The following is a 13,606-nucleotide window of genomic DNA, read 5'->3' as shown; positions in this document are numbered from 1 at the left end:
CCATGACTGGCATGGTACGCGGAAGCCAATTGGCACGCCTGCTCGGTCAGTGGCACGCCCTGCCGGCCCGTCGCCGCAGCCCCGACTACCTGGCGCTGGCGGCGTCCGTGCGTGGCCTGCTCACCGACGGCCGACTGGCGCTGGGAATGCGGCTGCCCGCCGAGCGCGACCTCGCCGAGGCGCTGGGCATCTCGCGGACCACCGTCTCGGCCGCGTACCGGGAGCTGCGCGACTCCGGCCACCTGTCGAGCCGGCGCGGTTCGGGCAGCTGGACGACGCTGCCGGACGGGATGCGCGTCGGCGCGAGCGGCCTGTGGGGACCGCACGACGACCCCGACCTCATCGACCTGAGCTGCGCGGCCCCGCCGGCACCGGCCGAGCTGACCGAGGCCGCCCGGGCCGCCGTCGACGACCTGCCCGCGTACCTGGGGAAGGTCGGCTACTGGCCGTGCGGCCTGGACGTCCTGCGGGAAGCCGTCGCCGCCCGGTACGCCGCCCGCGGCCTGCCGACCCGCCCCGAGCAGATCGTCATCACCAACGGTACGCAGCACGCACTGGACCTGGTCAGCCGCTTGCTCCTGCACCCGGGCGCGCCGGTGCTCGTCGAGTCGCCGACCTACCCCGGCGCGCTGGCGGCCCTGGCCGGGGCGCGGGCGCGGATCGCGACACACGGGCTCGGGCGTACCGGGTGGGACGGCGAGCTCCTGGTGGACACGTTGCGCCAGACCCGGCCGCGGCTCGCGTACCTGATCCCGGAGTTCCAGAACCCGACCGGCCACCTCATGCCCGTACGCCTGCGCGAGCAGCTGCCCGCCGTCGCGCACTCGGCCGGCACCGACCTCGTCATCGACGAATCCTTTGTGGAACTGTCCCTGATGGGCCCCTTGGCCGACGGCTCGGACACGCCGATGCCGCCGCCGGTCGCCGCGTTCGACAAGCACAGCCGCGTCCTCACCATCGGCGGGCTGTCCAAGCCCTACTGGGGCGGCATGCGCATCGGCTGGATCCGGGCCGCCGCCCCGATCGTGCAGCGGCTGGCCGCCGTCCGGGTCGGCGTCGACATGGCCAGCCCCGTGCTCGACCAGCTGGTCGCGGTGCGGCTGCTCGCGTACGGGCCGGAGATCGTGGCACGGCGCCGGGCGGAGATGACCCGGCGGCGCGACGTCCTCCTCGCGGCCCTCGCCGACCGGCTCCCCGAATGGCGGGTCGTCGTACCGCAGGGCGGCCTGACGCTGTGGGCCGAACTCGACGCCCCCGTCTCCAGCGCACTCGCGCGAGCGGCCGAAGGGCTGGGCGTACGCCTCGCCCCCGGCCCCCGCTTCGGCGTCGACGGTACGCTCGAACGCTTCCTGCGCCTGCCGTTCACGCTGCCGGAGGCGCAGCTGATCGACGCGGTCGACCGGATGGCGGCGGCCCGCTTCGATCTGGACACGGCCCCGGCCCGGTCGCTCTACAGCGAGCAGGCCCTCATCGCCTGACCGCCCGTCACCGCCTGACCGCCCGTCACCGCCTGACCGCCCGTCACCGCCTGACCGCCCGTCACCGCCTGACCGCCCCTACCGCTGACGAGTCAGGGAGACGTCAGACCTCGGCCAGGGTTCCCGCGTACATCGCGTCGATCTCGGTTTTGAAGTTGGTCTCGACGACCCGGCGCTTCAGCTTCAGCGACGGCGTGACCTCGCCGTCCTCGATCGTGAGGTCGCGGGACAGGACGGTGAACTTCTTGATCGTCTCCCAGCGGTTGAGCTTCTGGTTGAGCTCCGCCACCGCCGCCTCGACGACGCCGCGCACGTGGTCGGACGCGGCGATCTCCGCGTACGACCGGCCTTCCAGGGCGCCGTTCGCGGCGAGCGCGGTGACGGCGTCCGGGTCGAGCGTGATCAGCATCGTGCAGTAGTTGCGGGCCTGGCCGATGACGATCACCTGCGAGGTGAGCGGGCACAGCGCCTTGAACAGGCCTTCGATGTGGCTCGGCGCGATGTACTTGCCACCGGACGTCTTGACCAGGTCCTTCTTGCGGTCCGTGATCTTCAGGTAGCCGTTGTCGAGTTCGCCGATGTCGCCGGTGCGGAAGTAGCCGTCCTCGGTGAACGCGGCGGCCGTCTCCTCGGGCTGGTTGTGGTAGCCGCGCATGATCGGGGCGCCGCGCAGCAGCACCTCGCCGTCGGTGTCGATTTTGATCTCGAGGTCGCCGAGGGCCGGGCCGACCGTGCCGATACGCAGTTCGCCGGGGCGGTTGACGCAGTTGCCCGCGCTCGACTCGGTGAGGCCGTAGCCTTCCGAGATCGGCAGTCCGGCGGCCGCGAAGAACTCCGCGATCGGGACCGAGAGCGGGGCCGAGCCGGAGACGAGGTAGCGGATCCGGCCGCCGAGGCGGGCCTGGAGCTTGCTGAAGACGAGCTTGTTCGCGATCGCGTACTTGGCGGCGAGGCCGGCGCCGACGGACTTGCCCGCCTGCTCCCGCGCGACCTTCTCCTTGCCGACGCCGACGGCCCACGCGAAGATCTTGGCCTTCGCCCCGCCGTCCTCCTGTACGCCGGTCACGACCCGGTTGTACACCTTCTCGAAGATGCGCGGGGCGGCCGCCATGAGGGTCGGCCGGACGACGCCGAGGTTCTCGCTGATCTTGTCGACACGTCCGTCCACATAGGTTTCCACGCCGACGTGGATGATCCCGCAGATGAGGGTCTTGCCGAAGGAGTGCGACAGCGGCAGCCAGAGGAACTGCAGATCCTCCGCCAGCAGTACGCCGACCTCGCCCTGCACGACGCCTTCCCAGACCCAGCCGCGGTGCAGCAGTTCGACGCCCTTGGGGCGGCCGGTCGTGCCGGACGTGTAGATCAGGGTGGCCAGGTGCTCGGGCTCGATCCGGCCGACGACGTCCTCGACGAAGTTCGGCTGCTCGGCGCGCAGCGCGGCGCCCGCGGCCTCCAGCTCGGCCAGGGTGAGCTGCGGCGGGGTGGCGTCCGGGTCGGCGGCGCCGTCGATGAGCACGACGTGCGTCACGGCCGGTACCGGCGCGGCGGCGAGCTTGCGCGCCTGGGCCGCGTTCTCGGCGATGAGCACCTTCGAGCCGGAGTCCGCGACGATGAAGCAGGCGTCCTCGGGCTCGGTCGTCGGGTATACCGTCGTGGTCGCGCCGCCCGCGCACATGATGCCGAGGTCCGCGATGATCCATTCGACGCGCGTACCGGCGAGGATGCCGACCCGGTCCTCGGGGCCGACGCCCAGCGTGGTCAGCCCGGCGGCGATGTTCTTGGCCTGCTCGCCGACCTCCGCCCAGGTGAGCCAGGTCTGCCCGCCGTCCGGGGCCGGCCCGCCGAAGGCCCGCTTGTGGGGCGTTGCGGCCACCCTGTGCAGGAACATCTCCGGAATCGACCGGTAGGGAACCTGAGTCGCGTTCGTTCCAGACGTGGTCATGCCGCACTGCCTTTCCACTACGTGACCCTGGCCACGTTTCCCTGGTGTTACCGAAGAGTAGCCGCAACTTCTTCTCAGGGCCATAGCCGATGCGCTCTTGAGCGATCAAGAGCGTCGGCCGCACCGGACCCCGAGAGCGTCAGACTCCCAGCTTCGCCCCCGACAGCCGGGTGATCATGTCACGGTCCCCGGTCAGTTCCACCCGGGCGTACGCCTGCCGGCCGCTGAAGAACATCGTCAGCTCGCCCGGATCGCCGGCGGCCGTCACGCGTGGACCGCCGCCGCCGACCGTCACGGTTCCGTGGCCGCCCGCGTCGAGGGTCACCGTGGCGGCCAGTTTGCGCAGGCCGAACCGGGCGGTCGTGCGTACCCGGCGCCACAGCGCGGCCTGCAGCCCGTCCGCGAGCGGCCGCGGGCTCCAACCCGGCTGGGCCCGCCGGACGTCTTCATGGTGGATGAACATCTCGCTCACGTTGACGAGCTCGTCGAGGAGGGGATTGCTGACGATGCTCCAGACCGGCGGCTTGCGGACATCGGCGAGTATGGTTGCGTACGCGCGGGCCGCCACCCGATCCTGCACGGTGCGCGTACGCCCGGAGAACCTCGGGACGGTGATGCCGATGGCCGCGTCGGGGCGGCGCTCGCGGACCACGATGTGCGCCGCGAGGTCGCGTGTCGTCCATCCGGTGCACAGCGTGGGCGCGTCGGGGCCGAGAGTGGCCAGGTCGTCGGCGAGGGCGAGCCGTTCGGCGCGCGCGTACGCGGTCATGCTCCGCATCCGGTCATCCCCAGATCGTAGTGCGCCGGGTGTGATCGCACCCACACTCGTTACCCGATGGCGGTTCCGGGCGGCGGTCGTGAAGGATGACCCGTAAGGATCATCGGTAAGGACGGACGACCAGCACACAACTTACTCAGCGCGTACGCGCGACTACCGGCTGAGTAACAGGGTGGCTGAGCGACGATCGACTGAGCGACGACCGGCCTGAACGACGACCGGACTGAACGACGACCGGACTGAACGACGACCGGGCAGAGCGACGACTGTTGGAACACGACGAACGGCTGGGCGGGCACGGGTGGCGGACGAAAGAACCGAAGCGCGGAACACGGCAGCGAAAGACACAGCAGCGAAAGTCACAGCAGCGAAAGACACAGCAGTAAGAGGCACAGCAGTAAGAGGCACGGCACCGAAAGACACGGCAGTAAGAGACACGGCACCGAAGAACCCGGCGGCGGAGATCACCGGCCGGGATGTCATCGGCCGCGGCCTGCGGGTTCTCGGCGTCGGCATCCGGGAGCAACCGAGGATCTTCGCGGTGGCGACCGCCGGCAGCATCGTGTTCGGCCTGCTGACGATCGGGACGGCGTACGTGACCGGGGCGGTCGTGGGGAAGGTCGTCGAGCCGGCGTTCGCCGACCACCGGTACAAGCTGGGCGCGCTGCTGCTCGGCGCGGGCGTGATCCTCGGCCTGAGCGCCCTGAAGGTGCTCGGCATCTTCGGCCGCCGGCTCGGCTCCGGCTTCATGCAGTTCAAGCTGCAGGCGATCTACCGGCAGCGGGTGACCCGCCGCTACATGGAGCTGCCGCCGTCGTGGCACGCGCAGCACTCCACCGGTTCGCTGCTGTCCAACGCCAACTCCGACGTCGAGGCCACCTGGTGGCCGATCGCGCCGCTGCCGTTCGCCATCGGCAGCATCGTGATGATGGTCGTCGCGGTGGGCGTCCTGTTCACCACCGACTGGGTACTCGCGCTGGTCGGCCTGGGCGTCTTCCCGTGCCTGTTCGCGCTGAACGTCGTCTACTCGCGCCGGATGGCCCCGCGCCAGGCCAAGGCGCAGGCGCTGCGCGCGGCGGTCAGCACCATCGCGCACGAGAGCTTCGACGGCGCCCTCGTCGTCAAGACCATGGGCCGCGAGCAGGCCGAGACCGACCGCTTCGCGGCCAAGACCGGCGAGCTGCGCGACGCCCTCATCCGCGTCGGGCGGCTGCGCGGCATCTTCGACCCGTCCCTGGACAGCCTGCCCAGCCTCGGCACGCTCGCCGTGCTGGTGGCCGGCGCGTGGCGGCTCCAGGCCGGCGCCATCGGGCTCGAGGAGCTCGTCTCGGTCACCCTCCTGTTCACCGTGATGGCCTTCCCGGTACGCGCGATCGGCTGGGTCCTGGGCGAGCTGCCCCGCTCGGTGGCCGGCTGGGACCGGGTGCAACGCGTCCTGACCGCGACCGGCGAGATGGCCTACGGCACCCGCGACGTCCCCGGCACCGGCCCGGTCGACCTCGAGTTCGACGGAGTCGAGTTCGCGTACGGGGAGGGGGAGCCGGTGCTGCGCGACGTGACCTTCACCGTGCCGGCCGGCAAGACGGTCGCCCTCGTCGGCCCGACCGGTTCCGGGAAGTCCACGATCGCCACGCTGGCCGCCCGCCTGCTCGACCCCACCTGCGCCGAGAACGGCAGCGGCACCGGCAGCGGCACCGGCACAGGCGGCAGTGGCAGCGGCGGCGGCACCGTCCGGATCGGCGGCGTACCCGCGACGGAGCTGTCGGCCGCCGACCTGGCCCGGACGGTCGCGCTCGTGCCGCAGCTCTCGTTCGCCTTCGACGACAGCGTCCGCGCCAACGTCACCCTGGACCGCTCCGCGGCCGGCGGCAGCGGGGCGATCTCGGACGAGGACGTCTGGGCGGCGCTGGGCACCGCCCAGGTGCGGCCGTTCGTCGAGCGCCTGCCGCAGCAGCTCGACACCGAACTCGGCGAGCGCGGCACCACGCTCTCCGGCGGCCAGCGCCAGCGCCTCGTCCTGGCCCGCGCGCTCGCCGGCGGGCCGCGGCTGCTCATCCTCGACGACGCCACCAGCGCCGTCGACCCCCGCGTGGAGGCCGCCATCCTCCGCTCGCTGCGCGACACCGCTTCGGGCAAGGGGGCGACGATCCTGGTCGTCGCGTACCGCCGCGCGACCATCGCCCTCGCCGACGAGGTCGTCTACCTCGAGCGCGGCCGCGTCGTCGCGCACGGCCCGCACCAGCACCTGCTCGACACCATTCCCGGGTACGCGAACCTCGTGACCGCGTACGAGAAGGCGGAGGCGGAGCGGGAACGCGAGCACGACTACGAGACGGACACAGCCCTGGAAGACACAGCCCTGGAAGACACAGCCGTGGAAGACACAGCTGTGGAGACGGACACAGCCGTGGCCGACGGCCCCGACGAACTGCTGGAGGTTTCCCGATGAGCACGGCCGACAGCACGGCCGGCGCCGTCACCACGGCCCCTCAGGGCACCTGGCAGACCCTGCGCCGGGGTCTCGCGCTCTCGCCGGAGCTGCGTACCGGGTTGCTCGGCACGCTGGTGCTGGCCATCCTGTCCATGGTCGGCCGGGTCGCCGTGCCGATCGCCATCCAGCAGGGCATCGACGACGGCATCCAGGCCGAGGGCGGCCCGGACCTGCGGCGGATCGCGCTCGGCGCGACGATCACCGTCGCCATCCTGGTCGTCACGACGGCCTGCGGCTACCTCATGATGCGGCGGCTGTTCACGGTCACCGAGACGGCCCTGGCGACGTTGCGCGTACGCACCTTCCGGCACATCCACGACCTGTCGATGCTGCACCAGCAGACGCAGCGGCGCGGCGTACTCGTCTCGCGGGTGACGTCCGATGTGGACTCGATCACGCAGTTCCTCCAGTGGGGCGGCGTGATCCTGCTCGTCAACTCCGGCCAGATCCTGGTGACCACGGCCGTCATGGCGTACTACTCGTGGAAGCTGACCCTGGTCGTGCTGCTGGCGTTCGTGCCGTCGGCCGTGCTGATCAAGAAGTTCCAGCCGATGCTGTCCGTCCTGTACGGCGAGGTGCGCAAGCGGGTCGGCTTCCTCTACGGGGCCGTCTCCGAGGCCGTCGTCGGCTCCGCCGTCATCCGCGCGTACGGCGTGGGTGAGCGTACGCAGGCCAAGTTGGACGACACGATCGGCAGCTACCAGAAGGCGCAGCGCCGGGCCCTGCGGATGAGCGTCACGAGCTTCTCCACCGGCGAGCTGGCGGCGGGCCTGGCGCTGTCCGCGGTGATCGTGGTGGGTGTGCTGCTCGGGGTGGACCGGCAGCTGGAGCTGGGCGAGCTGATCGCGTTCCTGTTCCTGGTGACCCTGTTCATCCAGCCGGTGCAGATCGCGACCGAGGTGCTCAACGAGGCGCAGAACGCCGTGTCGGGCTGGCGTCGCGTGCTCGACGTGCTCGACGAGCAGCCCGACGTGGCCGACCCGGCGCACGAGGGCGTGGACCTGCCCGGCGGCGCGCTCGACCTGACCTTCGAGCACGTGAGCTTCAACTACCCGGGCGGGCCGCGTGTGCTGCACGACGTGCACCTGGAGATCCCGGCGAAGACGAAGGTGGCCGTCGTCGGCGAGACCGGCTCGGGCAAGACCACGTTCGCGAAGCTGCTCACCCGCCTGATGGACCCGAGCGAGGGCCGCGTCCTGCTGTCCGGAGTGGACCTCGCGACCGTACGCTTCGAGTCGCTGCGCTCCCACGTCGTGATGGTGCCGCAGGACGGGTTCCTGTTCGACGACACGATCGCGGCCAACGTACGCTTCGCCCGCCCGCTGCTGACCGACGACGAGCTCCAGCAGGCGTTCACCGACCTCGGCCTCGCCGACTGGCTGGCCGGGATGCCGGCCGGCCTGCACACGCCGGTGGGGGAGCGGGGCGAGGCGCTCAGCGTCGGCGAACGGCAGCTCGTCGCGCTGGCGCGGGCGTACGTCGCCGATCCGGACCTGCTGGTGCTGGACGAGGCCACCTCGGCCGTCGACCCCGCCACCGAGGTACGCCTCCAGCACACGCTCGACGCGGTGACCCGCGGCCGCACGACGGTCGCCATCGCGCACCGGCTGTCCACGGCCCAGGCGGCCGACGAGGTGATCGTGGTGGACAAGGGGGTCGTCGTCCAACGCGGACCGCACGACGAACTGGTCCGCGACCCCGACTCCATCTACGCCCGCCTCTATGCTTCATGGCTCGAACAGACGAGATAGTTCTCTTCAAGGCCTTTTGTCGCGGTCTTTGTCGCGGCTGTCCACCGATACACATATTGGACAGTCGCGACAAAAGCCGGGATCGACCGGGCGAACGGGCGAACGGGCGAAACCGTGACCGGACCGCGGTGAAGGATGCGTCGCCCCACCGTGCTGGCAGTGGAGTCCCCGGAGCGCAGCGATAGGGGCGCAACGGTCTCCCGCGGGAGGAGCGGAGGCGAGATCGACGAACCCGGGACAAGATGCTTATAAAGATCTTGAATTCAGCCCAAGGGGTCGGCGAGGAGCTGCTCGAAGGCGAGTTCGGCGGCTCCGAGCAGCGGCGCGTCGTCGCCGAGCTGCGGTGTACGCAGGCGGACGTGCTCGCGGCAGGCGGCCAGCGCGTTGTGGTTCAGCCGGCTGCGGACCTGCGCGGCGGCGGCCAGGTAGACGTCGCGGAGCGTGCCGCCGAAGATGACGAGTTCCGGGTTGAAGATGTTGACGAGGTTGGCGACGCCGAATCCGAGCCAGTCGCCGACGTGCCGCACGGCCGCCTGGGCCTCCGCGTCACCGCGGACGGCCGCGTCGACTACGGCGAGGACGGCTTCCCGCCCGCTCTGCCCGGTACGCCCGGACAGGCGGAGCAGCGCCTCCTCGCCGACCTCGGTCTCCCAGCAGCCGCGCGAGCCGCAGCCGCAGGGCCGGCCGTTCGGGTGCACCACCATGTGGCCCACCTCGCCGCCGTAGCCGCCGTGCCCGGTCACGCGCCGGCCGCCGGCGATGATCCCGGCGCCGATGCCGACGTCGCTGTACACGTAGATGATGTTCGAGCAGTCGACGCCCGCGCCGCGGGTGTGCTCGGCCAGCGCGGAGAGGTCCGCGACGTTGCCGACGACCACGCTCGGCAGCAGGTCCGGCAGTTCTTCCTGCAGGGCGATGCCGACCGGCTGGTCCAGCCAGCCGAGATGCGGACCGAGGCGTACCATGCCGTCCTCGCGGCGGACCAGCCCGCACACGGAGATGCCCGCGCCGAAGCAGCGGGCATCGGTGTCCACCTTGGATTCCATGGACTGGATGAAGCTCCGCAGCGGCGGTACCACGTCACCGCTCGGCCGGGTCGACTCGCGCCGGTCCAGGATCACGCCGCCGAGTCCCACCCGGGCGGCCGTGATCCGGTCGACGCCGATGTTCGCCGCGTACACGTAGACCTGTTCGGACGAAGCGCGTACCACGAGCGAAGGACGGCCGGCCCGGCCGGTCTCGCGAGGAGCCTCCTCGGAGACCAGGCCGGTGGCGGTGAGATCGGACGTGAGCGCGCCGATGGTGGAGCGGTTGAGACCGAGCTCGGAGGTGAGCTCCGCCCGCGAGATCTGGCCGCGCATGTGCACCAGGCGCAGCAACGCACCCAGATTCTGCCGCCGGATCTCCTCCTGGCTCGGCCCCGCCCGCATCAGCTTCCTCTCCCCGCAGCCCGTTCGTCCGTGCGCTTCCTCAGTTCGTACGCTTGCGCAGCAAGGCGTCCACGCCCGCCGCCAGCAGCAGTACCGAACCGGTGAAAACGTACTTGACCCACGACTGCTGCCCCATGAGGCCCAGACCGTTGACGATCACCGCGACGACGGTACCGCCGAGGACCGGGTCCACGACACGGCCCCGGCCGCCGAAGAGGCTCGTCCCGCCGATGACGGCGGCGCCGACCGCGTACAGGAGCACATTGGAACCACCGGTGTTGGGGTCCACGGAGCGGGCCTGGCTCGCGGCGATGATGCCGCCGATGGCCGCCATGCTGGAGCAGATGACGAACGCGGAGATGCGGATCCGGTCGACCCGGATGCCGGCGCGGCGGGCCGCCTCGACGTTGCCGCCGACGGCGTAGATGTGCCGGCCGAAGGGGGTGCGGCGCAGGATGAGCGTCCACAGCACCAGCAGGACCGCGATGATCACGACGACGATCGGCATGCCCTTGTTCGAGCCGAACAGCAGCGGGTTGCGGCTGCGCTCCTCGTTCAGGATCGTGACGAACACCGCGAGCAGCGCGGCCAGGCCGACGATCTTCAGCGCGACCACCGCGAACGGCGCGTGCGGCAGGCCGCGCGAGCGTCGCTTGTAGACCTTCACCAGCTCGACGGCCGCGAACACGGCCACGACCAGCGCCGCGAAGGCCCAGCCGAGCAGCGGGCTCAGGTAGCCGTTCTCGATCGAGATGATGACCGACTGGCTGTCGCGGATCGAGATGTTCGTGCCCTCTTTGAGGAGCTTCAGCACGACGCCCTGGAAGGCGAGGAACGCCGCCAGGGTCACCACGAACGAGGGGATGCGGACCTTCGCGACCAGGAAGCCGAGCAGCAGGCCGATCGCGACGCCGACGACGATCGCGATGCCGACGCCGGCGTACCAGGGCCAGCCTTCGTTGGTGAGCAGGATGGCCAGTACCGCGGCGCAGACGCCCGACGTGAAGCCGGCGCTGAGGTCGATCTCGCCGAGCAGCAGGACGAAGACCAGGCCCATGCCGATCGCGATCATCGGCGCGCTCTGCTGGAGCAGGTTCGCGATGTTGATCGGCGTCAGGAAGGACGGCCGCGCGATGGCGAAGAACGTGCACAGCACGATCAGCCCGCCGACCGCCGGCAGCGCGCCCATGTCGCCGCCGGCCACCTTGCGCCAGTAGTTGGCGGCGTAGTCGAGCACGGCGTTGCGGCGCTCGGGGGCCTCGACGACCGGCGCGGTGTCCGGCGTACGGGCGATGTTCTCAGTGGTCATAGTGCTTCCTCCGGCTGGAGACCCAGCGAGCCGGACCGGCCGGCCGTGATGAGTTCCACGACCTGCGCGTGGGTGACGTCGGTGGCGCGCACCTGCGCGGCCATCCGGCCGAGGTAGAGCGCGGCGATGCGGTCCGAGACGGCGAAGACGTCGTTCATGTTGTGGGAGATGAGGACGACGGCGAGGCCGTTGTCGGCGAGCCGCCGGACGAGCTCCAGCACCTGGGCGGTCTGCGCGACGCCGAGCGCGGCGGTCGGCTCGTCGAGGATCACCAGGCGGCTGTTCCACAGCACGGCCTTGGCGATCGCGACGGTCTGGCGCTGGCCGCCGGACAGGCTGGAGACGAGCTGGCGGACCGACTTCACGGTCCGTACGGACAGCCCGGCCAGCGTCTTCGCGGCGAGCTCCTCCATGGCCGGCTCGTCGAGGATGAGCCCGCTGCGCTTCTCCCGGCCCAGGAACATGTTCTGGACGATGTCCAGGTTGTCGCAGAGCGCGAGGTCCTGGTACACGATCTCGATGCCGTTGTGCGCCGCGTCCCGGGGACCGTGGATGTTGACCTTCTGGCCGTCGATGTGGGTCTCACCGTTGTCGGTGGAGTAGATCCCGCCGATGCATTTGACGAGGGTGGACTTACCGGCGCCGTTGTCACCCACCAGCGCGGTCACCTCGCCGGCCCGGACGGTGAAGTCGACGTCGCGCAGCACGTGCACGGGGCCGAAGCTCTTGTTGATGCCCCGCAGCTCCAGCAGCGGCGGGGCGGCGGTGTCGCCTGGTGTCACGGTGTTTCTCCTTGAGAGGTCGTACGGAGAAGTCGTACGCGGAGTCCTTACGCAGAGCGGTTCTTCGGACCGGCGGCCGCCCCGCCCGCACCGCGGCTCGCCGGCGTCCCAGGTGGAACGCGGGCGAGCCGCGGTGTCGATGTGCTGCCCGGCCGGGCCGGGGGACGTGCCCGCTACGGTGGGGCGCCGTCCCGGCCGGGTTCGCTGCGGTGAGGCTGGCTCAGGCGGAGCCTGGTCAGCTGATGCCGGCCTCGGTGCACTTCGCCGCGAACTCCGCGGTGCACAGGTCGGCCTTGGTGACGAAGCCGTCGGCGACGACGTCCTTGACCGTCGCGAAGGTGATCGCCTTCGGGGTCAGCAGCACGGACGGAACGGTCTTCTGGGTGGTCGGGTCGGTCACCGTCACGCCGGTGTCCTTCTTCTCACCCTTGGCGAGCGAGATGGCCAGCGCCGAAGCGGCGTCCGCCTCCTGCTTGATCGCCTTGTAGACCGTCATGCACTGGTCGCCGGCGAGGATGTTCTGCAGACCCTGAACGGTCGCGTCCTGGCCGGTCACCGGGACCTTGCCGTTCAGCTTGTTCTTCTTCAGGATCGCGATCGCCGCGTTGCCGAGGCCGTCGTTGGCGGCGAGCACGCCGTCGATCTTGCCGTTGGCCTGGGTCAGCATCTGCTCGAACAGAACGCCGCCCTGCGCGTTGTCCCAGTCCGGAACCGACTGGTCCGGGCCCTTGGTGTACTCCTTGGAGTCGTACTTGGGCTTGAGGACCGAGTCGTAGCCGTTCTTGAACAGGGTCGCGTTGTTGTCGGTCGGCGAGCCGTTGAGCTCGGCGATGACCGGGTTCTTCACGCCCTTCGTGGTGAGGCAGTCCACCAGGCCCTGGCCCTGCAGCTTGCCCACGGCCTCGTTGTCGAACGAGACGTAGTAGGACGCGTTGCCGCCGAGGGTGAGGCGGTCGTAGTCGATGGTCGCGACGCCCTGGGCGCGCGCCTTGTCGATGACGGCCTTGCCCGTGCCGGAGTCCAGGTTCACCGTGAGCAGGACGGTCGCGCCGTTGGTGATCATCTGGTCGGCGATCGTCTGGAACGCGCTCTTGTCACCCTGAGCGTTCTGGATGTCGTAGTCGACGCCGGCCGCCTTGAAGGCGTCCTCGAGGTACTTGTGGTCGGCCGTCTCCCACCGGTTGGAGGACTTGCTGTCGGGGAGGATGACGCCGATCTTCGGCTTCTTCGGGGTGTTCGAGCCGGTGTCGGTCTTGTCGCTGCAAGCGGCAAGGCTGCCGACGGCGATGAAGCCGACGGCGGCGACGGCAAGGAAACTCCTGCGCATCTTTGCTCAGATTCCTCTCGGGGGGTGCCCGCGGGGGACGCGCCTCGCGGGGTGCCTCGTCGAGCGGGTCGGACGAGGCGGGGTGCGTACGCCGGCGGAGCGCCAAGGGGCTTGCGTTCCGTCCGGCGGGCGCGGGGTCAGGGGTGGCCGCACCGGCCTCCGGAAGCCGGTGCGGCCGACGTGAAGCCGGCCACACGAAGGTTTTGTTGTGTCCGGCAACGTATGCCGCTGCGGAGGGTTCACGCAAGTCCACGGTTTGTTGCCGCCGATAACAATTCAGTTACGTGCACTTAACCGCACGAAAACAAGGGGCCCGCG

The 13,606-nt window shown here is 70.5% G+C and carries 8 protein-coding genes and 1 pseudogene; 3 read left to right on the top strand and 6 right to left on the bottom strand.

Features of this window, described 5'->3' with window-relative positions; translation table 11 throughout:
• Positions 1-2 precede the first annotated feature (2 nt).
• Complete coding sequence (yczR, locus tag G401_RS0129635; RefSeq protein WP_027345335.1) at positions 3-1,478, top strand: MocR-like transcription factor YczR; 1,476 nt, start codon at positions 3-5, stop codon at positions 1,476-1,478.
• 103 nt (positions 1,479-1,581) lie between these two features.
• Here yczR and G401_RS0129630 read toward each other — a convergent pair whose 3' ends face one another.
• Positions 1,582-3,420, bottom strand: a complete 1,839-nt coding sequence (locus tag G401_RS0129630; protein WP_027345334.1) for an AMP-dependent synthetase/ligase — start codon at positions 3,418-3,420, stop codon at positions 1,582-1,584.
• Positions 3,421-3,559: 139 nt separating this feature from the next.
• Positions 3,560-4,189, bottom strand: a complete 630-nt coding sequence (locus G401_RS0129625) for a TIGR03085 family metal-binding protein (protein ID WP_027345333.1) — start codon at positions 4,187-4,189, stop codon at positions 3,560-3,562.
• Positions 4,190-4,661: 472 nt separating this feature from the next.
• On the opposite strand from G401_RS0129625, the pseudogene G401_RS49330 reads away from it, so the two are divergent.
• Positions 4,662-6,563 (top strand): annotated as a pseudogene (locus G401_RS49330) (ABC transporter ATP-binding protein); the annotation flags it as partial.
• 80 nt (positions 6,564-6,643) lie between these two features.
• Positions 6,644-8,440 carry an ABC transporter ATP-binding protein gene (locus G401_RS0129615; protein WP_027345332.1) on the top strand — a complete coding sequence of 599 codons (1,797 nt, stop codon included), beginning with the start codon at positions 6,644-6,646 and terminating at the stop codon, positions 8,438-8,440.
• Between the two features lie 263 nt (positions 8,441-8,703).
• Here the strand turns inward: G401_RS0129615 and G401_RS0129610 are convergent, their stop codons facing one another.
• The 4 genes from G401_RS0129610 to G401_RS0129595 form a co-directional block, all read right to left on the bottom strand.
• Positions 8,704-9,870 (bottom strand): ROK family transcriptional regulator, encoded by a 1,167-nt coding sequence (locus G401_RS0129610; RefSeq protein ID WP_027345331.1) that lies wholly within the window; start codon positions 9,868-9,870, stop codon positions 8,704-8,706.
• Positions 9,871-9,910: 40 nt separating this feature from the next.
• Positions 9,911-11,179, bottom strand: coding sequence for a sugar ABC transporter permease (locus G401_RS0129605; protein WP_034593535.1), 1,269 nt, complete (start codon positions 11,177-11,179; stop codon positions 9,911-9,913).
• A complete protein-coding gene (locus tag G401_RS0129600; RefSeq protein ID WP_027345329.1) occupies positions 11,176-11,961 on the bottom strand; it encodes an ATP-binding cassette domain-containing protein in 786 nt (261 codons plus the stop codon). Before G401_RS0129600 ends, G401_RS0129605 begins: the two co-directional genes overlap by 4 nt.
• 235 nt (positions 11,962-12,196) lie before the next feature.
• Positions 12,197-13,288: a sugar ABC transporter substrate-binding protein gene (locus G401_RS0129595; protein ID WP_027345328.1), complete on the bottom strand. Its 1,092-nt coding sequence runs from the start codon at positions 13,286-13,288 to the stop codon at positions 12,197-12,199.
• Between the last annotated feature and the right edge of the window lie 318 nt (positions 13,289-13,606).

Origin of the sequence: Hamadaea tsunoensis DSM 44101 (assembly GCF_000428945.1) — a bacterium.
GTDB classification, from domain to species: Bacteria; Actinomycetota; Actinomycetes; order Mycobacteriales; family Micromonosporaceae; genus Hamadaea; species Hamadaea tsunoensis.
Note: the sequence above shows the minus strand (reverse complement) of the source record. Positions and strands in the feature narration are given on the sequence as shown.